22 protein-coding genes and 1 riboswitch are annotated in these 23,523 nt (G+C 71.6%); of the genes, 9 read left to right on the top strand and 13 right to left on the bottom strand.

Annotated features, from left to right (window positions below; genetic code table 11):
- Positions 1-68 precede the first annotated feature (68 nt).
- Entirely contained in the window at positions 69-1,367 is a 1,299-nt protein-coding gene (locus AB0I71_RS13000; RefSeq protein ID WP_357584017.1) for an AI-2E family transporter, read from the bottom strand.
- Between the two features lie 168 nt (positions 1,368-1,535).
- On the opposite strand from AB0I71_RS13000, the gene AB0I71_RS12995 reads away from it, so the two are divergent.
- Complete coding sequence (locus tag AB0I71_RS12995) at positions 1,536-1,874, top strand: co-chaperone GroES (RefSeq protein ID WP_203999716.1); 339 nt, start codon at positions 1,536-1,538, stop codon at positions 1,872-1,874.
- A gap of 86 nt (positions 1,875-1,960) precedes the next feature.
- A complete protein-coding gene (locus tag AB0I71_RS12990; protein WP_166458800.1) occupies positions 1,961-2,128 on the top strand; it encodes a hypothetical protein in 168 nt (55 codons plus the stop codon).
- Positions 2,129-2,143: 15 nt separating this feature from the next.
- Here AB0I71_RS12990 and AB0I71_RS12985 read toward each other — a convergent pair whose 3' ends face one another.
- Together AB0I71_RS12985 and AB0I71_RS12980 are read right to left on the bottom strand one after the other, a co-directional pair.
- Positions 2,144-3,640: a PrsW family intramembrane metalloprotease gene (locus AB0I71_RS12985; RefSeq protein WP_357584014.1), complete on the bottom strand. Its 1,497-nt coding sequence runs from the start codon at positions 3,638-3,640 to the stop codon at positions 2,144-2,146.
- 16 nt (positions 3,641-3,656) lie between these two features.
- On the bottom strand, positions 3,657-4,913 hold the full coding sequence (locus AB0I71_RS12980; protein WP_357584274.1) for an FUSC family protein: 1,257 nt from the start codon (positions 4,911-4,913) through the stop codon (positions 3,657-3,659).
- 116 nt (positions 4,914-5,029) lie between these two features.
- Between AB0I71_RS12980 and AB0I71_RS12975 the strand changes: the two genes are divergently transcribed.
- On the top strand, positions 5,030-5,668 hold the full coding sequence (locus AB0I71_RS12975) for a metal-dependent phosphohydrolase (RefSeq protein WP_357584012.1): 639 nt from the start codon (positions 5,030-5,032) through the stop codon (positions 5,666-5,668).
- 40 nt (positions 5,669-5,708) lie between these two features.
- On the opposite strand, the gene AB0I71_RS12970 is transcribed toward AB0I71_RS12975, so the two are convergent.
- The gene (locus AB0I71_RS12970; protein ID WP_357584010.1) at positions 5,709-6,023 is read right to left on the bottom strand and encodes a DUF4031 domain-containing protein; all 315 of its coding nucleotides are present in this window, start codon (positions 6,021-6,023) and stop codon (positions 5,709-5,711) included.
- Between the two features lie 67 nt (positions 6,024-6,090).
- On the opposite strand from AB0I71_RS12970, the gene AB0I71_RS12965 reads away from it, so the two are divergent.
- On the top strand, positions 6,091-7,491 hold the full coding sequence (locus AB0I71_RS12965; RefSeq protein ID WP_357584008.1) for an FAD-linked oxidase C-terminal domain-containing protein: 1,401 nt from the start codon (positions 6,091-6,093) through the stop codon (positions 7,489-7,491).
- A 6-nt stretch (positions 7,492-7,497) separates the two neighbouring features.
- Here AB0I71_RS12965 and AB0I71_RS12960 read toward each other — a convergent pair whose 3' ends face one another.
- Together AB0I71_RS12960 and AB0I71_RS12955 are read right to left on the bottom strand one after the other, a co-directional pair.
- On the bottom strand, positions 7,498-8,022 hold the full coding sequence (locus AB0I71_RS12960) for a hypothetical protein (protein WP_357584006.1): 525 nt from the start codon (positions 8,020-8,022) through the stop codon (positions 7,498-7,500).
- An 85-nt stretch (positions 8,023-8,107) separates the two neighbouring features.
- Entirely contained in the window at positions 8,108-9,931 is a 1,824-nt protein-coding gene (locus tag AB0I71_RS12955) for a glycerol-3-phosphate dehydrogenase/oxidase (RefSeq protein ID WP_357584004.1), read from the bottom strand.
- Positions 9,932-10,046: 115 nt separating this feature from the next.
- Here AB0I71_RS12955 and AB0I71_RS12950 point away from each other — a divergent pair, with 115 nt between their 5' ends.
- The 3 genes from AB0I71_RS12950 (at position 10,047) to AB0I71_RS12940 (ending at position 13,435) form a co-directional block, all read left to right on the top strand.
- Positions 10,047-12,713, top strand: a complete 2,667-nt coding sequence (locus AB0I71_RS12950; RefSeq protein ID WP_357584002.1) for a S8 family serine peptidase — start codon at positions 10,047-10,049, stop codon at positions 12,711-12,713.
- A gap of 150 nt (positions 12,714-12,863) precedes the next feature.
- Positions 12,864-12,995: a hypothetical protein gene (locus AB0I71_RS12945; RefSeq protein WP_357584000.1), complete on the top strand. Its 132-nt coding sequence runs from the start codon at positions 12,864-12,866 to the stop codon at positions 12,993-12,995.
- A gap of 203 nt (positions 12,996-13,198) precedes the next feature.
- The gene (locus AB0I71_RS12940) at positions 13,199-13,435 is read left to right on the top strand and encodes a hypothetical protein (protein ID WP_357584272.1); all 237 of its coding nucleotides are present in this window, start codon (positions 13,199-13,201) and stop codon (positions 13,433-13,435) included.
- 105 nt (positions 13,436-13,540) lie between these two features.
- Here the strand turns inward: AB0I71_RS12940 and groL are convergent, their stop codons facing one another.
- The 3 genes from groL to AB0I71_RS12925 all read right to left on the bottom strand — a co-directional run bounded on the left by groL (position 13,541) and on the right by AB0I71_RS12925 (position 16,816).
- Positions 13,541-15,163, bottom strand: coding sequence for a chaperonin GroEL (gene groL / locus AB0I71_RS12935; protein ID WP_357583998.1), 1,623 nt, complete (start codon positions 15,161-15,163; stop codon positions 13,541-13,543).
- A gap of 275 nt (positions 15,164-15,438) precedes the next feature.
- Positions 15,439-16,488, bottom strand: coding sequence for a hypothetical protein (locus tag AB0I71_RS12930; protein WP_357583996.1), 1,050 nt, complete (start codon positions 16,486-16,488; stop codon positions 15,439-15,441).
- Positions 16,489-16,615: 127 nt separating this feature from the next.
- Complete coding sequence (locus AB0I71_RS12925) at positions 16,616-16,816, bottom strand: cold-shock protein (RefSeq protein ID WP_099852798.1); 201 nt, start codon at positions 16,814-16,816, stop codon at positions 16,616-16,618.
- A gap of 211 nt (positions 16,817-17,027) precedes the next feature.
- Between AB0I71_RS12925 and AB0I71_RS12920 the strand changes: the two genes are divergently transcribed.
- Positions 17,028-17,558 carry a GNAT family N-acetyltransferase gene (locus tag AB0I71_RS12920; RefSeq protein WP_357583993.1) on the top strand — a complete coding sequence of 177 codons (531 nt, stop codon included), beginning with the start codon at positions 17,028-17,030 and terminating at the stop codon, positions 17,556-17,558.
- Between the two features lie 69 nt (positions 17,559-17,627).
- Here AB0I71_RS12920 and paaN read toward each other — a convergent pair whose 3' ends face one another.
- The 4 genes from paaN to AB0I71_RS12900 form a co-directional block, all read right to left on the bottom strand.
- Positions 17,628-19,301, bottom strand: coding sequence for a phenylacetic acid degradation protein PaaN (gene paaN / locus AB0I71_RS12915; protein WP_357583991.1), 1,674 nt, complete (start codon positions 19,299-19,301; stop codon positions 17,628-17,630).
- A gap of 53 nt (positions 19,302-19,354) precedes the next feature.
- Positions 19,355-20,374 (bottom strand): GNAT family N-acetyltransferase, encoded by a 1,020-nt coding sequence (locus AB0I71_RS12910; RefSeq protein ID WP_357583989.1) that lies wholly within the window; start codon positions 20,372-20,374, stop codon positions 19,355-19,357.
- A gap of 241 nt (positions 20,375-20,615) precedes the next feature.
- A complete protein-coding gene (thrC, locus tag AB0I71_RS12905; RefSeq protein WP_357583987.1) occupies positions 20,616-21,902 on the bottom strand; it encodes a threonine synthase in 1,287 nt (428 codons plus the stop codon).
- A gap of 9 nt (positions 21,903-21,911) precedes the next feature.
- A riboswitch (SAM riboswitch) is annotated at positions 21,912-22,047 on the bottom strand.
- Positions 22,048-22,164: 117 nt separating this feature from the next.
- Positions 22,165-22,611 carry a DoxX family protein gene (locus AB0I71_RS12900; protein ID WP_357583985.1) on the bottom strand — a complete coding sequence of 149 codons (447 nt, stop codon included), beginning with the start codon at positions 22,609-22,611 and terminating at the stop codon, positions 22,165-22,167.
- 206 nt (positions 22,612-22,817) lie between these two features.
- On the opposite strand from AB0I71_RS12900, the gene AB0I71_RS12895 reads away from it, so the two are divergent.
- Positions 22,818-23,513: a DUF4232 domain-containing protein gene (locus tag AB0I71_RS12895; protein ID WP_357583983.1), complete on the top strand. Its 696-nt coding sequence runs from the start codon at positions 22,818-22,820 to the stop codon at positions 23,511-23,513.
- Positions 23,514-23,523: the final 10 nt, after the last annotated feature.

Genomic DNA, 23,523 nt, shown 5'->3' with positions numbered 1-23,523 from the left:
CTCGGCCACCGTCGGCTGGCCGGTCCGCCACGCCGAGCCGCCACCGCCCGAGGCGTACGACCCGGAGGTCAGGGCGCACGGGAGGCGACGACGACGGCGTCGGGCGGGGTGTCCGGGACACTCCGGGCGGCGAGGCGGCGTACCGCCGTGTTGAGCACCGCGATGATGGGCACCGCGACCAACGCGCCGGTGATCCCGGCGAGCACCACGCCGGCCGCCAGACCGATGATCACTGCGAGCGGGTGGATGGCGACCGCCCTACCCATGATCAACGGCTGGAGGATGTGCCCCTCCACCTGCTGCACGCCGATCACCACACCGAGGATGATCAACGCGGTCACCGGGCCGCTGTCGACGAGCGCCACAAGTACCGCCACACCCCCGGAGAGGGTCGCACCGACGATCGGGATGAACGCGCCGAGGAAGACCAGGGCGGCAAGTGGGAAGGCGAACGGGATGTCGAAGATCACCAGGAAGATGCCGATGCCGACGGCGTCGATGAAGGCGACGAGCACCGTCGCCCGGACGTAGGCGACAAGCGTCGCCCAGGCCGCCCGGCCGGCGTCGTCGACCTTCCAGCGCGCGGCGACCGGCAGCAGCCGGACCAGGAAACGCCAGATCATGTTGCCGTCGCGCAGGAAGAAGAAGGTGGCGAAGAGGACCAGCACGGTGCCGGTGAGCACCTCGGCCAGGGTGGCTGCGGTGGAGAGTGCACCGCTGGTGAACCGCTCGGTGTTGTTGTTGACCCACTGCTGGGTCTCCTCGATGTACCGGTCGAGGTCGTTGTCCGACAGGTGCAGCGGCCCGGTCTTGAGCCAGTCCTGGATCTGCTGCAGACCCTGGGTCGACTTGGCGGTCAGTTCCGGAACACCCTTGATGAACTCGTTGACCACCAGGGTGAGCGTGCCGATCACCGCGGCCAGCCCGGCGACCAGCACCACAGCGGTCGCCAGTGATCTCGGCAGCCGGCCCCGGAGCAGCCAGCCGACCGCGGGTGCCAGCAGCGCCGACAGCAGCAGCGCCACGGCCAACGGAATGATCACGATGCTGATCGTGCCGACGAGCTTCAGCAGGGCCCAGAAGACGATGCCGATGACGATCAGTCGCCAGCACCAGGCGGCGGCGATCCGCAGCGCGTGTGGCACGTCGGCGTCGTCCCGACTGGAGGTGGAGTTGTGCACCGGGGTGGGCGTTTCGGCACCGACCACGGTTGCCGCCGGTGGTGCCGCCGGCCCGGGGCTCGACGGCGAGGCCACGCTGGCCGGCTCCGGGACGTCGGGCGGCGTCTCGCGACCCGCTCGGACCGATTCCCGGCCCGACTGGTACGCGCGACGCAGCCGTCCGCGTATCCGCTCGAAGCGGCTCAAGCGCACCTCCCGGCAGATCTTGGCCTGCGCACTGCGTCAGGTCGGACAGGATACGCCCGACCAGGCAACGGTAGGACGGATTCGCCACCCACAGTGCCCCGCCCGCCCGGTGCGCTAACCCGCTGACCACCGACGGCCGGCGGGGACCGACACGGTAGCGTCTGCGGCGTGACCGCCGACCCGAACCTCGACACCGGCCTGCCCATCCGGCTGCTGCACGACCGCGTGCTGGTGCGGATGGAGGGCAGCGACGGCGAGCGGCGTTCCAGCGCCGGCATCGTGATTCCCGCTACCGCAGCGGTGGGCAAACGCCTGGCGTGGGCCACAGCTGTCGGCGTCGGCCCCAACGTACGATCCATCGTCTCCGGCGACCGGGTGCTCTTCGACCCCGACGACCGCTCCGAGGTCGAGCTGCACGGCCGTGGCTACGTGCTGCTGCGGGAACGCGACGTCCACGCGGTGGCCGCCGAGCGGATCGAGGAGAACGCGACAGGTCTCTACCTCTGACAGTTCCGCCCCCTCCACCGGCCCGCGCGTCGTTTGCCGCGCTCCCCGACGGGAAGCCAGCCGCACCACCGGCCTGGGGAGGGACGATGCCGGTATTCGTGAAGAAGGTGCTGGCCTGGGGAAGCCTCGCGTTTCTGATCTACTTCATGGCGTTCCGGCCGGAGGGCGCCGCGCAGATGTTCAAGGCCATCGGTGCGGCCCTGATGATGATGGCCCAGGGGCTCGGAGACTTCCTCACCAGCCTGATGACCTGAGCGCTGCCCGGCCGGTCAGCGGTGGCCGGGCGGCCAGGGGGCGGCGGGACGTGGACCGTACCAGCCCGGCTGGCCGTGACCGGCGGGGAAGGCGGGCGGCGGAGGCGGTGGGGTGAGCACCACCGGGATCGGGACCACCGGCTCCTCGGGTGCCTCCACCGCCCGCTGCGACCCGTCCGGGAAACGCAGGTGGTAGCGGTGCCCGTCCCAGACGCCGACCGGCGACTGCGGGTCCCGGCCCACGAAGTACGACCGGTACGCGGCGATCGAGTTCAGCAGCTCCTGTTCCTCCCTGGCCGTCCGGTCCCGGTCGGCGGGGCGGCGATCCAGACCCCGCGTGGCACCATCCCGGAGCAGCGCCAACCGGGTCGCCGCGAACTGGTAACCGCGCATCGCCCGTAGACCGGCGTCGCCGGCCACCCGGCGGGCCCACACCCGGGCCGCGTGTCGTCGGCCGAGGCTGCTCAACGCGGCCACCTCCGGTGGGGTGAGCCAACCGGCGCGGACGTAGTCCGGCAACACCCGCTCGGTGAGCCGCCCCTCCCAGGCCCGCAGCCACACCGCCAGCCCGACCATGCCGAAGAAGATCGGAACCATCACGCCGACGAAACCGAAGAGTGAGATCAGCACCTCGCCGGTGGCCTGGGTCAGCGTCGGCAGCAGGTTCCACGTGCCGTGCAGCATCATCGCCAGCAGCAGGCCGGCGACCGGGGCGAAGAACCGCACCCGGCGGTCCGCCGACCGCGCGGCGATACCGAGTCCGATACCGGCCATCGAGGTGAACAACGGGTGGGCGAACCCGAAGAGCAGGATCCGGACGATGAAGATGGCGATGACCTGCTGCGCCCCGGTCGCCGGGCCGTACTGCTCGACACCCGAGGCGTATCCGTACCCACCCAGGTAGAGGATGTTCTCCACCATCGCGAAGCCGATCGCGGAGAGCCCGCAGTAGACGAGGCCGTCGGTGATGCCCGACCATTCCCGCCGGCGGAAGATCAGCAGCAGGATCGGGCCGAGAGTCTTTGTCAGCTCCTCGATGAAGGGCGCGACCAGGACGGCGGTGAGCGCGACGGGCAGGCCCTGGTTCTCGAACCAGCCGGCCGCCGTCTCGTTGACAGTCAGCGACGCCGCGGTGGAGACGAAGGCCCCCCAGGCGAAGCAGAAGACCAGGTACTTCAACGGCTCGGGTTCGTAGCGGTCGAGCCAGAGGAAACAGGCCACCAGCACCGGGACCGGTAGTACCGCCGCGGCGGTACCGACCAGCAGCGCCTCCGGGCCGAGGCTGGTGCCGAGCGTGAAGAGCATGAAGATCGCGCAGGCCGCGATCAGGATGATCACCCCGATCAGCACCAGCGCCCGTCGCCAGCTGAGCCGGCGTCGTGGCATTCCGGGTACGCCGCCACCCGCGCCTGGATCGGCGGGCACGGACGGCGACGGCGGCAGAGATCCGCCGGACGGGGTGACGGCCATGCGGTCAGCGTAGTCATCCCCGGCCCGCCCGGCCGGGCGCATGGCCGCCCCGGTGGACTCAGCCGACCGGGGGCGCGGTGGGTCGTTGCACGGCCGGTTCCGGCCCGGCCGGCGCCCCTGGTCGGTCCAGCTCACCGAAGGAGCGCCGCACCAGCCGGTTCGCCTCCTCCTGGCTGATGCCGGAGGCCACCAGCAGATCACTGGCGGTGGTACGCACCTGGGCCACCACCACGCTGCCGGAGAACCCGACCCCGTCGCCGTACGCCCGGCCGGCCTCGCTGACGGCGCGCAGCGACCGTTCCCGGGCCTGTTCGGGCTCCTCGCCCTGAGCGAACTCCTTCTGGAGCAGGCGTACCGCCTCGGCCAGGTGACCGACCGCGTCCGGCATCGGCTCCGGGACCGGCTCGTCGTCCTCCACCAGGGTCACCGCGCGACGGATCAGCGTGCCGCTGTTGCGCATCGCCCGGTCGATCGGGTCGGCCGCCTCCGCGTAGTGGGTGAGTTCGCTGCGCCGGTGCCATCGCGCCGGGGAGAGCAGCGCGGTCTCCTTGGCACCCTCGATCGCCTCGGAGAAGGTGGCCAGCTCGTCCTTGTTGTCGCGCAGCCGGTCCAGCGCACTTTGGATCTTGTCCCGATCCCGATCCCTCAGCCCGTGAGCGGCGAGATCGAGCTGGTCGGCGAGCAGGTCCAGCGCCGGCCGGGCCGCCCGGTTGAGCACCCGCAGCGGGTTGAGCGGCAGCAGGATCGCGGTGACCAGCAGCGCGATGCTGCCGCCGACAAGGGCGTCGATGAACCGGGGTATCTCCAGGTCCTCGACCGACGGACTGAGCGTCACGATCAGCACCGCGGTCGCGGCGGCCTGGATGACGATGGCGACGCTGCCTCCGGCGAAGACCGTCAGCACGATGGCTGAGGTGACCACCAGCCCGAGTTGCCACGGTCCGGTGCCGAGGAAATAGATCAGCAGGTCGCCGACGAACACCCCGACGCCCACCCCGAGGATCAGCTCCACGGTCCGGCGGAACCGCTGTCCCACCGAGACGGCCAGGGTGCCGACGGCGGAGATCGGGGCGAAGACCGGCTGCGGGTTGCCCAGCAGCTCGTGCGCGGCCAGCCAGGACAGCCCGGCCGCCAGACCTGCCTGGGCGGCCAGGCCGAGTGACAGGCGTACCCGGTGCAGGCGGTCGCGCAGGGTGGCCTTGCCACGGTGGTGCAGCTGCGCCACGGTGTCGGCGATCCGGGCCGTGTCCACGTCGGACCGGCCGTCGCGTGTGCCGTCGCGGCGCAGCAGCCGAGACAGTCCGTTCCGGGCCACCGCCATGGCCGGGACTACCCGCCTGACGCCCGGACATTCCCCGCCGAAGCGGTACATCCCTCCGGGTGGGCGACGGCAGATCGCGGCACCTCACCGGATGGGGCAGACTCGGCCCGGTGACCGGGTTGATCGAACGATGGCGCACCGCCGCGCTGGCGGCCGGAGCCGCCGATCCGGCGTCGGTCGACGCCGCGGGGGCTGAGCTGCTCGAACGGTGGCGGGAGCCGCACCGGCACTACCACACGGTCGCGCACCTGGTCGCCGTGCTCGACGTGATCGACAGGTACGCCTCGACCGCGCCACGACCCGATCTGGTCCGACTCGCCGCGTGGTGTCACGACGCGGTGTACGACCCCCGCGCGTCCGGCGACCGGAACGAGCGCGACAGCGCGGCGCTCGCCGACGCCCTGCTCACCCGGTCAGGGCTGCCCGCCGTCGAGGTGGCCGAGGTGAATCGGCTGGTCCTGCTCACCGCCGGCCATGTGGTGGATCCGGCGGACGGCGACGGCGCGCTGCTCTGCGACGCCGACCTGGCGGTGCTGGCGGCACCACCACCGGAGTACGACAGGTACGCCGCCGCGATCCGTCAGGAGTACGCCCACGTCCCCGAGCCGGACTACCGGACCGGCCGAACCCGGGTCCTCACCGCCCTGCTGGCCCTACCCACCCTCTACCGCATCCCTACCCTGGCCGCCCACTGGACCCACCCCGCCCACGAAAACCTCACCCGCGAACTAACCCACCTGACCCCGTAACCCCACGTCGATCTTGCACTTTCGTCGGGACATAACGGCGTCAAAGCCGCGGATGGGGGACCGAGAGTGCAAGATCGCGGTGGTCCGGGCGGGGGCGGGAGAGGTGTTTGGGGCGGCGGAGGTCTGCGGCGTGGAGGAGGCGTACCAGCTCGCGGCTGGGGGCCACCTGTGCGCCGAGCCAGACGGCCATCGGGAAACGCTCCGAGGGGATGTCGTAGTGGTCCCGGTCGAAACCCCGCCTGGGGGCACCCAGCATCTCGGCGAAGGCGTGCAGTTCGGCGAGGGAGACGTCACTGATCAGGTGCGACCAGAGGCGGCCGCGCCCCGGCCAGGACGGCCGGTCCACGTAGATCACGGTAGCCACCGTACCGGGCGCCGGCCCAGGTTGATGATCACCAGCGGCCGGTCGTAGCCTCGGCCACATGGCCACCTCCCCGCTCCTCGACGACCTGCGTGCCGCGCTCGGGCCGGACGCGGTACTCACCGATCCGGACCTGCTGCGCGGGCACGAGCGGGACGAGGCCGACCTGTGTGCGTCGGCGACACCGTTCGTGGTGACCCGGCCGCGCAGCACCGAGGAGGTCGTCGCGGTGGTCCGGGCGGCCGGACGGCACGGCGTACCGGTGGTGCCGCAGGGTGCGCGCACCGGGCTGGCGGGCGCGGCGAACGCGGTCGACGGCGCGGTGGTGATCAGCACCACCGCGATGGACGCGATCCTGGAGATCGACCCGGTGAGCCGGATCGCTGTCGTCCAGCCGGGAGTGGTAAACGCCGCGCTTACCGCCGCCGTGGGCGAGCGCGGTCTCTGGTACCCGCCGGACCCGGGTTCCTGGGAGTCGTCCACCATCGGCGGCAACGTCGCCACCAACGCGGGCGGGATGTGCTGCGTCAAGTACGGCGTGACCACCGAGTACGTGCTCGGCCTGGAGGTGGTGCTCGCCTCCGGCGAGGTGCTGCGCACCGGGCGGCGTACCGCCAAGGGCGTGGCCGGCTACGACCTGACCCGGCTCTTCGTCGGCTCGGAGGGCACCCTCGGAGTGATCACCGAGGTGACCGTGGCGTTGCGGCCGGCACCCGCGGAGTCGCTGACCCTGGTGGCCGTCTTCGGCTCGACCACGGAGGCCGGTGAGGCGGTGGCCCGGATCGCCGCCCAGGGGCTCTCCCCCAGTCTGCTGGAGCTGCTCGACCGGACCCATCTGGCGGCGATCGAGGCGTACCGGCCGATGGGGTTGCGCACCGACGCCGAGGCGCTGCTGCTGGCCGCGGCCGACACCGGCCCCCGGGCGGCGGTGGACCTGGCCGAGCTGGCCTCGGTCTGCGAGGCCGCCGGCGCCGAGGAGGTGTACGCGGCAAGTGACGCCGTGGAGGCCGCCGCGCTGTTGCAGGCCCGCCGGTCGGCCCACCCGGCAATGGAGAAGTACGCCGCGGACGCGTACCCGGGTGGCAACGGTGGCCTGATCATCGACGACCTGGCGGTGCCCCGGGGAGCACTCGCCGCGCTGCTCGACGGAGTGGCCCGGATCGCGGTCGAGTGCCAGGTGCCGATCGGTGTGGTCGGTCATGCCGGTGACGGCAACATGCACCCCAACATCGTGGTCGATCGAGCCGATCCGGCGAGCCTGGAGCGCGGCCGGCGGGCCTTCGACGAGATCATGCGGTTGGGGCTGGAGCTGGGCGGCACGTGCACCGGTGAACACGGCGTCGGTCTGCTCAAGCGGGAATGGCTGGCCCGGGAGATCGGTCCGGTGGGCGTACGGGTGCACCAGGCGATCAAGACGGCGCTCGACCCGGCCGGCCTGCTCAACCCCGGAAAGGTGCTCTGACCCGGGTCAGCCGACCATCTCGGCGGGCGTGTTCTGAGTGAGCAGCAGCAGGATCTCCTCGGCCACCGGTGGCCGTTCCTCCCCCGGGCAGTCCTGCGAGGTGATCAGGCCGGCCGCGGTCAGCAGGCTGGAGGTGAGAGCGCCCACGCAGCTGACCCGGTAGCCGCGGGCCTCGTCGGTCTCCCGGGCCAGGTCCGGCTCGGCCAGGAGCTGCTGTAGACGCTCACGCTGCTCCTCACTCAACGCGCCGGTCGAGGTGACCCCGTCGCCGGCACAGTCGATGCACTCCCAACGCCCGTCCGGCTCCACGTTCAGGGTGCGTAGCGGACCGTCGGGCCCGTTGTTCTGCAGCAGGCTGACCCGGCCCTTTCCGGTGGTGGCAGCCCCCGCGCCGCCGGGTTGCCCGGCGGCCGGCGCGCTCGCCTCCACGGAGGGTTCGGAGCGATCACCGAAGGGCGCACAGCCACTGAGGGCGATCGCCAGCAGAGCGATGCCGGGCAGGAAGGCCAGTCGTGATCGGGAAAGCGCCATCACTCGCGGAACTTACCCCACCGTAGGTAGGGAGCGTAACCCGCCGGATGGATATCCATGCCCAGCGATCTCCAGAGTGGAGCGGTCAGCGGGCCAGGCCCGCCGCGCCGTCGTCGGCGCCCCGATCTGCGGCATAGCCCCGCACATCCGGGGCACCGAGTCGCGCGGCGTCGGCGGTCGCGTCGTCCGGCATCAGCTGGGACTGTCGCTCGGCCTCCACCCGGGCCCGGTAGTGGGTCACCTCCCGAGCCCGCCGGGCCGCGTCCCAGCCCAGCACCGCACCCATCAGTTCGGCCGCGTGCTCGGCCGACTCCAGGCCCCGGTGTGCCGTCTCGAACGAGATCCGGGTACGCCGGGTCAGCACGTCCTCCAGGTGCAACGCCCCTTCGGCGCGGGCCGCGTAGGTCACCTCGGCGGCGAGGTACTCCGGCGCGCCGGCCAGCGGCGAGGCGAGCAGCGGGTCGGCGTCGATCAGGGCGAGCAGGTCGAGGGTGAGGCTGCCGTAGCGCTCCAGCAGGTGCTCCACCACCCCCACCGGCAACCCGTGACGGCGGGCCAGATCCGCCCGGTCCCGCCACATCGCCGCGTACCCGTCCGCGCCGAGCAGCGGCAGGTCCGCCGTACGCGACGCGCGCTGGCCGCCGAGCCGACGCACCGCCCGGTCGACCACGTCGGCGGCCATCACCCGGTACGTCGTGTACTTGCCACCGGCCACCATCAGCAGCCCGAGCATCGGCTCGATGACGGCGTGCTCCCGGGAGAGCTTGGAGGTGGAGTCCGCCTCGCCGGACAGCAGCGGACGCAGTCCGGCGTAGACACCTTCGATGTCGGCGGTGGTCAGCGGGCGGTCCAGCACGGTGTTGACCTGCCGGAGCAGGTAGTCGATGTCGCTTGCGGAAGCCGCCGGGTGCGAGCGGTCCAGCCGCCAGTCGGTGTCCGTGGTGCCGATGATCCAGTGCCCACCCCACGGGATGACGAACAGGACACTTGTGGCCGTACGCAGGATCAGTCCGGTCTCGCCGGTGATCGCCGAGCGGGGCACCACCAGGTGCACGCCCTTGGACGCTCGGACCCGGATACCGGGTCGCAGCCCGACGTCGTTGAGCATCCGGGACATGTCGTCGGTCCAGACACCGGTGGCGGCGATGACCGTTCGGGCGCGTACCTCGAACTCCGCCTCGGGTGAATCGGCGGGCGCCTCCAGGTCGCGGACCCGGACGCCGGTTACCTCCCGTGCCTGTCGGATCAGCCCGACCGCCCGGGCGCTGCTCACCACGGTCACGCCCAGGCTGGCGGCGGTGCGGGCCAGGGTGACCACCAGGCGGGCGTCGTCGACCTGTCCGTCGTGGTAGCGGATCGCGCCGGCCAGGCCGTCGGAGCGCAGGCTCGGGAAGACGCGGCGGGCGCCCTCCTTGCTCAGGTGCCGGTGCAGCGGCATGCCCCGGCCGCCGCCGACAAGGCCGGCGAAGGCGTCGTACGCGGCCACCCCGGCGCCGTAGTAGGCCCGCCGCAGCAGTCGGGCGGGCAGGTCGCGCAGGCCCCGACCGGCGGGGAGCGGCACCAGGAACGGCACCGGTCGCACCAGGTGCGGCGCCAGCCGGGTGGCCAGCAGGCCGCGTTCGGTAAGCGCCTCGTGCACCAGGCTCAACTCCAACTGTTCCAGGTAGCGCAGGCCACCGTGGATCAGCTTGCTGGACCGGCTGGAGGTGCCGGCGGCGAAGTCGCGCGCCTCCACCAGGGCCACCTTGAGGCCCCGCGACGCGGCGTCGACGGCCGCTCCGGCACCGGTCACCCCGCCCCCGATCACCAGCACGTCGAACCGCTCGGCGCGCAACCGACGCAGGTCGGCGGCGCGGCGGGCGGGCGAGAGCTGCCCGGCAACGGACCGCAGAACGTTCGGATCACGCACCCGTCCACGTTAACCGTCCCGGCCCTCCGCCGACACGTGCCGGCGCGGGCATCTCGATCAGTCGCTCCGCAGCTCCGTCCCCGTCCCGTCGGTGGCCGCGTCGTACTGTGTGCGGATGCGGGCGGAACCCACCACACCCGGCTCGACCGGTAGCCCCTGGGCGATCGTCGCGGCGGTTCTCGCCGGCTGCTGGACGGTCGCGGTCACGGTCCTGGCGCAGACCGGCGGCTGGGCCGTCGACCAGGTGGTGCTGATCGGCGGCCTGGACCGGCTGGTGCCGCTCTGGCCGGTGGTCTGCGTGCTCACCGTGCTGCTGATCGCCGCCGCGGCGCTGCCGTTGGCCCTCGTTCCCCGCTCGTCGGCGGTCCGCGTCACCGGCCGGCTCTGGTTCGCCGGCGCGCTCGTGCTCGGCGTGCTCGGGCTACTGCGGACGATCCCCCAGGTGCACCACGAGGCGTACCTCGCCGCGCTGGCCAGCACGGCCATGCTGCTGACTGTGGTGACGACCCGGCTGCCGTCCCACGTCCTCGGCCCCGGTCGACGCACCGAAACCTGGCGGCCCGAGCACGCCCCGGAACGCACGGACCATCCCGGCGCGGTCGTCTCCCAGCCCACGGAGGGTCCCGGCGCGGGAGGCACCGGACGCACGGACGGTCCCGGCGCGGTCACCACGGAGCCCACGGGTGATCCGGGCGCCGCCGCGGCCGACCCGGCCGGGGGCCCGGCACACCTGGACACGCACCCGTCGGTGGCGGCCCTGCTCGCCGTGGCCGCCGGACTCGCCCTGCTGCTGCCCTGGGTCTGGTTGGGCGCGCTCGGCGGTCTGTTGGAGACAATTCTCGCCGGACTGGGCGCGGCGGCGGTCGGCGCGCTGGCCGCGACGCTGCTCGACGCCCGGTTCTGGAGTCAATTCGAGGTCGGCGAGCGACCCCGACCGGCCCGCCTGGTGCTTGTGGGCGGGCTCGTCGCCGGGGTGGTGCTGCTGCTGGTGGGTGCCGGTGCCGGCCATTCCGGTGCGCAGCTGCCGCTGCTGGTGACGCTGCCGCCGGCCGGTTTCGCGTTGGCCGCGCTGCGGGCCATGACCCGCCGTCCGGCCGCCGGGCGCGGCGTCGTCCACCCGGGCACGGGACGCGGCCTGCCGGGTCACCCGATCACCGGCCGTGTCGTGGGCCGTCATCCGGCCGGGGCCGGCGGCCGGGCACCGACCGCCTGGCTGGTCGGGCTCGGCGTGTTCGGCCCGTTGGCGTTCACCGATCCGGAGGAGGTCAGCCTGCTGCTGGTCGGCACCCGCGACGTGCCGTTCTGGGTGGCCGCCGCGACCGGTGCCGGGCTCGCCGTCGGACTGGTGCTGGCTGTCGGGTACGGCCTGCTGCTGGCGCGCCGCTCGGCCCGCGCGCCCAGCCCGATGCTGGCCGCGGCGAGCGCGCTGACGCTGCTGGTCACGGTCGGCCTGGTCGGTGCCACGGCCGGCCAGCCGGGACTGCACGGTGAACGGCTCTTCGTACTGCTTCGGGAGCAGGCGGACCTCAGCGGCGTGAGCGGCGGACCAGGCCGGGCGGGCCGGGACGCCCGCGCCGGGGAGGTCTACCGGCGGCTCGTCGACACCGCCGACCGGACCCAGGCCGACCTGCGGCGGGACCTGCGCCGGGCCCGGCTGCCACACACCCCCTACTACCTGGTCAACGCGATCGAGGTGGATGGTGGGCCGGCGGTGCGGGCCTGGCTGTCCAGCCGACCGGAGGTGGCCCGGGTACTGGTCAGCCAACGGCTGCGTCCGTTGCCGACGCCCGCCGACAGCGCCACCGGCAGCGCCCCGCCCCCGTCCGGCCCGCCGTGGAACATCACGATGCTCGGTGCGGATCGGGTCTGGTCCGAGCTCGGTGTCACAGGTGCCGGGGTGACCGTGGGCAGTTCCGACTCGGGGGTGGACGGACGGCACCCGACCCTGGCCCAGGGTTTCCGGGGCGGCGACGACTCGTGGTTCGACCCGTGGAACGGCACCCGTGCACCGACCGACCGCAGCGGGCACGGCACCCACACGGTGGGCAGCGCGGTCGGGCGGGACGGCATCGGCGTGGCCCCCGGGGCGCAGTGGGTCGGCTGCGTCAACCTCGACCGCAATCTGGGGAACCCGGCCGCCTACCTCGACTGCCTCCAGTTCATGCTGGCGCCCTTCCCGGCCGGCGGCGACCCGTTCCGGCAGGGGCGGCCCGCCCGGGCGCCGGAGATCCTGACCAACTCGTGGGGCTGCCCGCCGATCGAAGGCTGCGATCCTCGCGCGCTGCGGCCGGCCACGGCGGCGCTGGAGGCCGCCGGAATCCTCGTCGTCGCGGCGGCCGGCAACACCGGCCCGTTCTGCGGCTCCGTGCAGGACCCGCCCGCGCCGTACGCGGACGTGCTGACCGTCGGCGCGGTGGACGACCGGCGGCGGGTCACCGCCTTCTCCTCCCGTGGCCCGACGGCCACCGGGGCGACGAAACCGGACCTGATGGCGCCGGGGGCGGAGGTCATCTCGGCGATGCCCGGCGGCGGGTACGCCGTGCTCGACGGCACGTCTATGGCCACACCGCAGGTGGCCGGGGTGGTCGCGTTGATGTGGTCGGCCAACCCCGAACTCGTCGGCGACCTGGACCGCACCCGGCGGATCCTGGCCGAGACGGCCGACCCGGTCGAGACCGACGGCCCGTCCGGGGATCGGACCGACGACTGCGGCGGCGCGGCGAACATCGCCGGTGCCGGCCTGGTCAACGCGTACGCGGCCGTCTCGGCGGCGCGCAGGTGATCGTCCGAAACTGATCTCACCCAACGTGAGCAGGTCTCGCCCGGGGGTTATCCGACCGCGCCTGAACTGCTATCTTGCGGCTTCATGCACGGTCATTCACCCGGGGCGGCGGCTCCGCTCCCGCCATCGTCGACGGCTCGGTGGCGGGGCATGGCCCTGCTGATCCTGCTGGGCGTACCGGCCCTCGTCGTGGCGCTGTGCTGCGGGGTGGTGCACGTGGTCACCAGGTCCGCCACCGACGACCCGTTCAGCCACCGCGGCGGCGTCACCGGACCGCCCTGACCCGAGCGCACGACGTCGAGGGAATCCGGACGGGCGTGTCATTCGGGCAGCGCGGGCGTCCGGGTCGAACCTGTCCTCTCCCGTACGGCAGGTCGTTTGGCCGCAGTTGAAAGGGCAAATAGCAGATAGATCCCGATAATGCCATTCGCCCGCCTCGGCGCTCGGCGCACCCTACCGTTTCGGTAGAGGAGGCAGCGATGACCATGGACGACGATCAGACCCGGGACGCCCCACCGGCCACCTGGGCCACGGTCCACGGACTCCCCGGCCAACTGCCGGTCGACCGGCTCGACTATGGCGACGCCGAGCAGTTGGCCGAGATGACCGGTGCGAGCGAACCACCGGAGGAGCCACTCATCCTGGTGGACGAGCCGGTGCAACATCGCCCACCGTACGACCGGGCACGGAAGCGACGGAATCAGCGACCACTGCCGACATAGCGGGCCAGCGGTAACCGCCGACACAGGGCCGACGACAAGTGCCGACATGACGGAAGGGGGCGGACCGCTGACGCGGCCCGCCCCCTTCCGGCGTTGGAGCTGGACTCAGAAGTCCATGTCCCCGCCACCCGGGCCAGCCGGGGCGGCCGGGGTCTTCTCCGGCTTGTCCGCCACGACGGCCTCGGTGGTGAGGAACAGCGCGGCGATCGACGAGGCGTTCTGCAGCGCCGAACGGGTCACCTTGGCCGGGTCGATGATGCCCGCGGCCAGCAGGTCGACGTACTCACCGGTCGCGGCGTTGAGGCCGTGACCCGCGTCGAGGTTACGGACCCGCTCCACCACGACGCCGCCCTCAAGGCCGGCGTTCACGGCGATCTGCCGCAGCGGGGCGTCCAGCGCGATCTTGACGATCTGCGCGCCGGTCGCCTCGTCGCCGGCCAGGTCGAGCTTGTCGAAGGCGGTCTTGCCGGCCTGAACCAGCGCGACACCACCACCCGGGACGATGCCCTCCTCGACGGCGGCCTTGGCGTTACGGACCGCGTCCTCGATGCGGTGCTTGCGCTCCTTCAGCTCGACCTCGGTGGCCGCGCCGACCTTGATCACCGCAACGCCACCGGCCAGCTTGGCCAGCCGCTCCTGCAGCTTCTCCCGGTCGTAGTCGGAGTCGCTCTTGTCGATCTCGGCCCGGATCTGGTTGACCCGGCCCTGGATCTGCTCGGCGTCGCCGGCACCGTCGACGATGGTGGTCTCGTCCTTGGTCACCACGACCTTGCGGGCGCGGCCCAGCATGTCGAGGCTGACGGCGTCCAGCTTGAGGCCGACCTCCTCGCTGATGACCTGGCCACCGGTGAGGATCGCGATGTCGGTGAGCATGGCCTTACGGCGGTCACCGAAGCCCGGCGCCTTGACGGCGACCGACTTGAAGGTGCCGCGGACCTTGTTGACCACCAGCGTGGCCAGGGCCTCGCCCTCCAGGTCCTCGGCGATGATCAGCAGCGGCTTGCCGCCCTGCATGACCTTCTCCAGGATCGGGAGCAGGTCCTTGACCGACGAGATCTTGCTGTTCGCGATCAGGATGTACGGGTCGTCGAAGACGGCCTCCATACGCTCCGGGTCGGTCATGAAGTAGGCCGAGATGTAGCCCTTGTCGAAGCGCATGCCCTCGGTGAGCTCCAGCTCCAGCCCGAAGGTGTTGCTCTCCTCGACGGTGATGACGCCTTCCTTGCCGACCTTGTCCATCGCCTCGGCGATGATCTCACCGACGCTGGTGTCACCAGCGGAGATGGAGGCGGTGGAGGCGATCTGCTCCTTGGTCTCGACGTCCTTGGCGAGCTTCAGCAGCTCCTCCGAGACGTTGGCGACCGCAGCCTCGATGCCCCGCTTCAGGGCCATCGGGTTGGCACCGGCGGCCACGTTGCGCAGGCCCTCGCGAACGAGTGCCTGGGCCAGGACGGTCGCCGTCGTCGTGCCGTCACCGGCGACGTCGTCGGTCTTCTTGGCGACCTCCTTGACCAGCTCGGCGCCGATCTTCTCGTACGGGTCCTCGAGCTCGATCTCCTTGGCGATGCTCACACCATCGTTGGTGATGGTGGGGGCACCCCACTTCTTCTCGAGCACGACGTTGCGGCCCTTGGGGCCGAGGGTCACCTTCACGGCGTCGGCGAGCTGGTTCATGCCCCGCTCGAGGCCGCGGCGCGCCTCTTCGTCGAACGCGATCATCTTGGCCATACGGCGTTGTCCTCCTGGACACTCACGGGCCACCCGAGTGTGTGCCCCGGATGGGCCGTCTGGTGTACGCACCTTGGGACGTCGCCACCTGGCGACGGCGACGTCTCCTCGGCCGGGCCGGATAGCCCGCGACGACCGGCCACGTGCCCCACCCGTGGTTATGTCACGGGCACGACCGCGGCCCCACCGTCCCGACCAACTGGCACTCACGCCATGCGAGTGCCAATGACTTGTTTAGCACTCTCCCCTGCCGAGTGCAAGCACGATGGCCCGGGTCAGCCGAGTTCGGCCGCCAGTTGCGCGCCGTTCACCGGACCCTCGTGCGCCCGCTGCTCGGCGTAGGTGACAACGAGCCCGACCAGTTGCGCGAGGTACGCCGGCAGCGCCAGCACCGCGACCACCGCGATGGTCAGCACCACACCCACCGCCGTACCCGGCGAGTCCAGCGGAGTGGCACCGAACGGCAGGATCGCCAGCGACTCGATCAGGCTCGCGACCAGCGAGACACCGATCACGGCGGCGCCCACCAGTGCCACCCGGCCGAGCAGCAGCCCCAGCCGGTCACGCAGCATCCGATGCGACCGGCTCAGTGGGTCGTGCCGCTCGAAGAGATAGACCGGGCCGGCCATGGCGAACGCGAACCCCGCGTACACGCCGGGCAGGAAGCACAGACAGAACCCGAAGGTGACGATCAGGGTGATGAGCAGGGTCCAGCCCCAGAGTCCGAGTGCCCGGCGCGTCCCGTAGCGCAGGGCGGCACCGAGACCGACCGGCTGGCCGGCCGCCTGCCGGGCGATCACCCAGGTGCCGGCGGCCCAGCCGACACACTGCACCAGACCGAGCAGCAGGCTTCCGCTGATCAGCACCGACAGCAGCGTCGCGAGATCCGTCCAGAAGTTCGCCGGCAGCGCGGCGGAGTCGCTCGCGAGTTGGGTATCCCAACGGGCCGAGGGGTCCACGGCCAGCACCAGCACCGACAGCACCGCGGCCGGCACCACCTGGGTGAGCACGAGGATCGGCAGCAGCTGTCGCCAACCCCGGCGGGCGGCGCCCACGCAGCGGGCGAACCAGGCACCGAGCCCGGCCCCGGGTGGGGTGACCAGGGCATCGGAGGGGTCGAGACCATAGCCGGCCGGGTGGGGGTACCAGCCGTAGGGCGGCTGGCCGGGATATGGCGTCATGCCGACGTAGGGCGGCTGGCCGGGCGGCACACCGTACGGAGGCGGACCAGGCTGGGGCGGCTGACCGACCCAACCGGCGGTGGGCGGTTCCGGCTCGCCCGGAGGCGAGGAGAGCGGGCCTGTCGGGGGCGGCTGGTCGGACATGAACCCTCCTCAGCAACGGCTGGATCGGTTCATGATCTTCCCTTGTGGGGCACCGGCACCGCAGCCCCCTCCGGCCATGGTCACGTCACCCCGTCGACGATCAGTCAGTGGGGTGGGTGGTCCGCACTCAGATGACGCGTACCCGCTCGGCCTGCGGGCCCTTCTGGCCCTGGGCGATCTCGAACTCCACCCGCTGACCGTCGTCCAGCGCCTTGTAGCCGTCCATCTCGATCGCGGAGAAGTGGACGAAGACGTCCTGCCCGCCGTCGACGGCGATGAAGCCGTAGCCCTTCTCGGCGTTGAACCACTTCACGGTGCCTTGTGCCACGGTGTTTTCCTCACTCTGCACGGCGTTCCACTACCTCGGGTCGCCGGCGCACCGGCACCCGGAAACCACCGGTTTCGGCAATCGGCGACGACCACTGAAACGGGTGACCGAAATCGCACGCTACACGAGGAGTGACGACCGCGCACGACCACAAATCGGGCGTATTACAGTCACCCGCATCGTCGTACGTCATTGTGATAAGCATGCGGGCATGACCATCGTCACCGACGGAACCGGCGTGCGTCGGGCCGTGATCCGCCGGGTCGAGCCAGCCGACGCGGCCCGGATGCGCGCGCTACGCCTGGAGATGCTCGCGGACGCACCGCTGGCGTTCCTGGAGACGATCGCCGAGGCCGCGGCCCGACCCCACGCCGAGTACGCCGCCCGGGTCGCCCAGGTCTCCGCCGGTTCGGACACGGCGCAGTTCGTGGCGGATCCGGGCGGCCGGCTGGTCGGCCACGCCGGTGGGGTCATCCACCCGACCGAGCCGGGCGTGACAGTGCTCTACGCCGTCTACATCACCCCGGCCTGGCGGGGCACCGGCCTGCTCGCGGATCTGGTCGACGCAGTGGCGGGCTGGTCCCGGGCCGGTGGGAGGGACGAGCTGATGCTTGAGGTGGTGGTCGGCAACGACCGTGCCTACCGGGCCTACCAGCGACTGGGCTTCGTCGACACCGGCGTCCGCGTGCCGCACCCGAACATCCCCGCCCTGCGCGAACTCCAGATGCGCAGGGCCGTCTGAAACCCGACAGACGATCGCCGACCTGGGCCGATGTGGTGGGCGGCCACCAGAACCGCCCACCTCGGAACCTCAGACGTGCCGGCGGCTCTGCACGATGCGGAACCGGTTCGCCACGTACGCCCCGTCGGTCAACGCCGAGTTGGCCGCCGCGTTCGCCCCACTGCCATGGAAGTCGGAGAAGGCCGCCGACTGGTTCACGAAGACACCGCCGGTGAGGTTTGCCGACAGGTGCACCCCGACGTCGATCGCGGCCGCCTCGGTGGCGTCCAGCACGGCGTTGTCGGTGGAGTAGACGGCCGCCGTGAGGGCACCCTTCTCCCCCACTGTCGAGCGCAGGATCTCCAGGCTGTGCGCGGTGGAGTCGGTGGCGACGGCGAAGGAGATCGGCCCGAACCACTCCCGCGAGTAGGTCGCGGTGTCGCCGGCGTCCAGCTTGACGATTGTCGGCGTACGCACGACGGCGTCGGGGAACGACGGGTGCTCGACGGTACGCGACTCCAGCACGGGCTCGCCGACCTTGGCGACCTCGTCCAGCCGCTCCAGCACACCGTCGTTGACGATCGCCCCGGTCAGCTCCACTCCCCGGGCCGGATCACCGGTGAGCTTGCCGACGGCCGCGGCGATTCCGCCGGCCACCTCGTCGAAGCTCTTGTGCCCCTGGTCGGTGTCGATGCCGTCCCGCGGGATGAGGATGTTCTGCGAGGTGGTGCACATCTGGCCGCTGTAGAGCGTCAGCGTGAAGCCCAGGTTCCGGCACATCCCGGCGAAGTCGTCGGTGGAGTCGACCACCACCGTGTTGAGCCCCGCCTTCTCGGTGTACACGGCCGCCTGCCGGGCGTTGGCCTCCAGCCAGTCGCCGTACTCGGTGGAACCGGTGAAGTCGACGATCCGGACCGCCGGGTGCAGGGCGAGGGTCGAGGCGAGCTTCTCGCCCGGGGCCTCGGGGGCCAGCAGGATCAGGTTGGGGTCGAAGCCGGCCTCGGCGAGCACCTCGCGGGCGTACCGGACGGTGATGGCCAGCGGCAGCACCGCGCGCGGGTGTGGCTTGACCACGACGGGGTTCCCGGTGACAAGCGAGGCGAAGAGACCCGGGTAGGAGTTCCAGGTCGGGAAGGTGTTGCAGCCGATCACCAGGGCCACTCCCCGGGGTACCACGTGGAAGGTCTTGGTCATCCGCAGCGGGTCGCCCTTGCCGGCGGCCTTCTCCCAACCGGCGGTACCCGGGTGCCGGGTCATCTCCGCGTACGAGTAGGCCAGCGCCTCCAGCGCGCGGTCCAACGCGTGCGCCCCACCGGCCTGGAAGGCCATCACGAAGGCCTGGCCGCTGGTGAACTGCACCGCGTTCGCCAGCTCGAAGACGTTCTTGTGCAGCCGATCGAGGATCTCCAGGCAGACCCCCACCCGGGTCTGCGGGCCGGCGTCACGCCAGGCGGGCAGCGCCGCGGACGCGGCGGAGACCAGCTGGTCGGCGTCGGCGTGCGGGTAGCGGACGTTCAACGCGACACCGAACGGGCTGGTCTCGGTGGCCACCCGGTCGTCGCCGCCCGGCTGGTCGAGCGGGAAGTCCCCGCCCAGGTACGCCTCGAAGGCGGCCTTGCCGTCGGCGGCTGCCGTCTCGCCGTACACCCGCGGGCTGGGTGATTCCGGGTAGGCGGACCAGTACCCCCGCTCCGTGATCGCGGTCAGCGCACGGTTGAGGGTCTCGGCGTGCCTGTCGTAGAGGGGGTGCGGGGTCTCCGTCATGCCCGCCATCATGCAACACGAAGCCCCCAGATCAGTAGGGGCGTGTCACAACTTCAGATGGTGAGCTGCCAGTTGCTCCACCGGTCCATCACCCGGAAACCGAGCTGCTCGTTGATGGCGATCATGTGGTCGTTGCTGCCTGCGTTGAAGGTGTCGATCACCCGCACGGCGGGCTCGTGGGCGAGCAGGTGCCGCAGATTTTCGATCTTGGCAAGCAGGCCGAGCCGATGGCCCCGGTGCTCCGGGTCGACGATGGTGATCTGCTGGAACGAGTGCCAGTCCGCCGACGCCCCGACGTCCAGCAGCGTCCACGCGACCAGCCGACCGGACGCCTGGTGGCGGACACCGACGTGGTAACGCCGCCGGCCACGGGCCGCCAGCGCCAGCTCGGTGCCGCGCAGGCGTTCGGCGTCGACCTGCTCGGGCTCCCAGGCCAGGTCACCCATAGGCGCGTCCGCCAGCAGCCGCCCGTCCAGGTACGCCACGTCGGCGACCAGGTCGTCGGGGGTGTGCCCGCGCCAGCACACAACCTCGTAGCCGGTCGCCCGGCCCCGGGCGTCGGCCAGCAGCGTGTCCAGCTTCGCCTGGTCCAGATCGGCGGTGTCCAGCCGCCGTCGCACGTCGGGCAGGGCGTCGACCGCGCCGAAGGCGGTGGCGAAGGCGGCGCCCGCCGAGGGACGGTCGGGTGCCCCGGGCAGGTGGGCCATGCTCATCGCGCTCACCCGCTTGCGCCCGTGCTCGCGCAGCACGGCGAGACCGTGCTGGACCAGCGCGCGACCCACCCCCCGGCGCCGGTACGCCGGGTGCACGGACAGGTCGGCGGAGGCGTTCTCGGTGTTGTCCAGTTGCGGCAGGTCGAGTGCGAGATGGCCGGCGGGCTCACCGTCGAGGTGGGCCAGCAGGTTGACCGGCGCGGTGCCCGGCATCGGATGGCGCACCATCGCGGTGAACCGTTGCCGGCAGAAGGGCGGGAAGTCGGGCAGGTCGGCGGCGAGGCGCGCCGCGCCGATCCGGTACGCCTGGTCGATCGCCTGCTCGTCGGCGGGACCGAAGGTGGTGACGGTGACGGTCATGCCGGCAGCGTGCGGGACAGACAGACGAACGGGCCAGCGATTTTCGCTGGCCCGTTCGGACGTTGGTCGGGAGGGACGATCGCACAACGCCTCCGGCGCTGGGTCGTAAAGACTGAAAGTCTACGGCGAAACGCCCTCCCGCACGGAGCATCTTGCGCCGTCCGTTTGCGGTCGTCAAGTCCCTGGCGGCGTGTTTCGCTCACTCCCTGCGAAATGCCGCTTACTCACCAGCACGGCGTGGTCAGCTCAGCAGGCCCGCGTCGCGGGCGGCCCGCAACGAAGGCTTGATCCGGTGGGTGGGGCCCACCTCACCGGCGACCGCGTCGAGCGTCTTCAGCCCTTCGCCGGTGTTGAACACCACCGTCTCGGCGGTCGGGTCCAGCCGGCCCGACTCGACAAGCTTGCGCAGCACCGCCACGGTCACCCCGCCGGCCGTCTCCGCGAAGACCCCGGTGGTACGCGCCAGCAGGCGCACACCCGCGCGGATCTCGTCGTCGTCGGCGTGGTCCATCCAGCCACCGGTGCGACGGACCGCCTCCAGGGCGTACAGCCCGGCCGCCGGGTCGCCGATGTTCAGCGACTTGGCGATGCCGGTGGGCTTGACCGGGGTGATGGCGTCGGTGCCGGCGTGCAGTGCGGTGGCGATCGGGTTGCAGCCGGCCGACTGCGCGCCGAACACCTTCCAGCCACCGGCCGGGGCGTCGACCAGGCCGATCTCGACGAGTTCGCTGAACGCCTTGTCAATCTTGGTGAGCAGCTCACCCGAGGCCATCGGAATGACCACCTGGGCGGGGATCCGCCACCCGAGCTGCTCGGCCACCTCGTAGCCGAGCGTCTTGGACCCCTCCGCGTAGTACGGCCGGACGTTGACGTTCACGAAGGCGGTGTCCTCGAACTCGTCGGTCTCGACCAGTTCGCCACAGAGCCGGTTCACGTCGTCGTACGACCCGTCGATGGCGACCAGGTCGCCGCCGTAGACGGCGGTGGTGACGACCTTGCCCTGCTCCAGGTCGCTGGGGATGAAGACCACGGACGGCGCACCGACCCGGGCGGCGTGCGCGGCGACGGAGTTGGCCAGGTTGCCGGTGGAGGCGCAGGCGAACCGGGAGAAGCCGAGCGCGCGGGCGGCGGTGAGCGCCACCGACACCACCCGGTCCTTGAACGAGTGGGTGGGATTGGCGCTGTCGTCCTTGACCCACAGCGGAGCGGTGATGCCCAGCTCGGCGGCGAGCCGGTCGGCGGCCACCAGCGGAGTGAACCCCGGGTCCAGGGTGACCCTGGCGGCCGGGTCCTGGCCGGCGGGCAGCAGGGCGGCGTACCGCCAGAGATTGCGCGGGCCGGCTTCGATCTGCTCGCGGGTCACGGCGGCGAGGGCGGCCGGGTCGTAGTCGACCTCCAACGGGCCGAAACACTCGTAACAGGCGTGCTGGGCGGCGAGCGGGTAGCGGGCCGAACAGGCCCGGCAGACCAGGGCACGGGCGGGGCTGGCGGCGGTGTCGATGCCGGACGGGGCGAGCGTCGACGTCATGTCGAAGTCCTCTCATCTTTCCCCGCATCGCACCCTGCGGCGGGGACGGAATTGGCACCTGCCCCGCCGAACGCTCAACGGTGAGCGCGCGAGGTGGTTGCCGGGGCGTCGTCGGGCCGTATCCCTCAGCCCCTCTGGATGAGGTATGCAGTTGTGTCGCCGAGTCTAGGCAATCCGGTCGCGACCGTCGCCGGTCAATCCCAGCTTGTGAGCGAATCCTCAGCGGCGCCGTCGCGTGCCCCGGCGCCGCTGAGGACCGCCGTCAGGCCGGGACGGAGCGCGGTTCAGCCTGATCCAGGGCGACCGTCGCCGCCCCGCGCCGCCACAGGTTGTCGACCGCCCAGGTGCCTGGGCCGAGCACCGCGACCAGGAAGAACGACCAGCAGAAGAGCACTGACAACTCGCCGTGGTTGCGCAGCGGCAGCAGCGCGTCGGGCTGGTGGACCACGAAGTACGCGTAGGCCATGGAGCCCGACGCCAGCAACGCCGCGGGCCTGGTGAACAGCCCCAGGAGCACGAGGCCGCCGCAGATCAGCTGGATCATCGCGGCGTACCAACCCGGCCACTGGCCGAGCGGCACGGCCTCGCCGGTGCCCCGGTTGCCACCGAAGACGCCGAACACGGACGACATGCCGTGAATGAGGAACAACAACCCGATCACAATGCGGAACAGGGACAAAGCCGGCCCGCCGAACCGGTCAGCACGCATTGGTACCTCCTACGAGTGGGGTGGTGGTACCAGAATGCGGAAATCATAGATAGTTGTCGATGCAATCTCTCTTGGTGGGAACGCTCCCACACTCATCCTAGCGGCCGAAACTTCCGGAAGCGGACCCATCACGACCGGAAACCGTGCGGTCCGCTGGTACCGGTGGCGGGGCAACGGGCCGTGGCTGCCGGTGCGACGATGCTCCGATGCCAGGCACAACGGTCCCCGAGTCGACCTCCGGTGGCCGTCGGCTCGCCACCGGTTCGGTCTCGATCGCCGCAGTCTTCACGCTGCTCACCGGCTGCGCTCCGGCCGGCGAGGTGGCCGGCGTCCCGCCCGAACCGGTGCCGACGTTCAGCGCGACCGGCGACACGCCGTCCCGCGATGGCGAGCCCGACGGCGATGACGGCCCGACGTCCGGCTGCCCCGAATCCGGCGTCCGGATCACCTACCGCGGCGTCAGCGCCGCCATGGGACTGCGAGCGATGGGCCTCGAACTCGTCAACTGCGGCGCACGCCCCTACCCGCTGCGCGGGTATCCGGAGCCGAGGCTGCGGGACGGGGAAGGGAAGGTGATCCCGGTCCGGGTGATCCGGGGTGCGGAAGGAATAACGTCCGGCTTCGACAAGCCACCCCGACCGTTGGTGCTGGCTCCCGGCGAGGCGGCCGGCGCCGCGCTGCTCTGGCGGAACCTGGTCGACAACCCGACGGTGGTGGCGACAAACGCCGAGCACCTCGAGGTCGCCCCGCTGCGTGGCCAGCCGGCGCAACAGGTCGTCATACAGGGGCGGATCGACCTGGGCAACACCGACCGGCTCGGGGTGAGCGCCTGGCAGAAGCGCGAGCCGAGCACGCCCACCGCGACGCCCGGAACGCCTACCCCACCGGTCCCGCTGCTCTGACCACGTGCAC

It is taken from the genome of Micromonospora sp. NPDC049891 (genome assembly GCF_040660295.1).
GTDB lineage: Bacteria > Actinomycetota > Actinomycetes > Mycobacteriales > Micromonosporaceae > Micromonospora.
The sequence above is the reverse complement of the archived record's forward strand: the minus strand, read 5'-3'. Positions and strand labels throughout refer to the sequence as shown.

Bases quoted from the DNA above. Each gene is read 5' to 3' on its own strand.
- AB0I71_RS12990 (WP_166458800.1), top strand. From the start codon at position 1,961: ATGCCGGTATTCGTGAAGAAGGTGCTGGCCTGGGGAAGCCTCGCGTTT.
- AB0I71_RS12985 (WP_357584014.1), bottom strand. From the start codon at position 3,640: ATGCGCCCGGCCGGGCGGGCCGGGGATGACTACGCTGACCGCATGGCC.
- AB0I71_RS12965 (WP_357584008.1), top strand. From the start codon at position 6,091: ATGGCCACCTCCCCGCTCCTCGACGACCTGCGTGCCGCGCTCGGGCCG.
- AB0I71_RS12960 (WP_357584006.1), bottom strand. From the start codon at position 8,022: ATGGCGCTTTCCCGATCACGACTGGCCTTCCTGCCCGGCATCGCTCTG.
- AB0I71_RS12950 (WP_357584002.1), top strand. From the start codon at position 10,047: ATGCGGGCGGAACCCACCACACCCGGCTCGACCGGTAGCCCCTGGGCG.
- AB0I71_RS12945 (WP_357584000.1), top strand. From the start codon at position 12,864: ATGGCCCTGCTGATCCTGCTGGGCGTACCGGCCCTCGTCGTGGCGCTG.
- AB0I71_RS12940 (WP_357584272.1), top strand. From the start codon at position 13,199: ATGGACGACGATCAGACCCGGGACGCCCCACCGGCCACCTGGGCCACG.
- groL (WP_357583998.1), bottom strand. From the start codon at position 15,163: ATGGCCAAGATGATCGCGTTCGACGAAGAGGCGCGCCGCGGCCTCGAG.
- AB0I71_RS12930 (WP_357583996.1), bottom strand. From the start codon at position 16,488: ATGTCCGACCAGCCGCCCCCGACAGGCCCGCTCTCCTCGCCTCCGGGC.
- AB0I71_RS12920 (WP_357583993.1), top strand. From the start codon at position 17,028: ATGACCATCGTCACCGACGGAACCGGCGTGCGTCGGGCCGTGATCCGC.
- paaN (WP_357583991.1), bottom strand. From the start codon at position 19,301: ATGACGGAGACCCCGCACCCCCTCTACGACAGGCACGCCGAGACCCTC.
- AB0I71_RS12910 (WP_357583989.1), bottom strand. From the start codon at position 20,374: ATGACCGTCACCGTCACCACCTTCGGTCCCGCCGACGAGCAGGCGATC.
- thrC (WP_357583987.1), bottom strand. From the start codon at position 21,902: ATGACGTCGACGCTCGCCCCGTCCGGCATCGACACCGCCGCCAGCCCC.
- AB0I71_RS12900 (WP_357583985.1), bottom strand. From the start codon at position 22,611: ATGCGTGCTGACCGGTTCGGCGGGCCGGCTTTGTCCCTGTTCCGCATT.
- AB0I71_RS12895 (WP_357583983.1), top strand. From the start codon at position 22,818: ATGCCAGGCACAACGGTCCCCGAGTCGACCTCCGGTGGCCGTCGGCTC.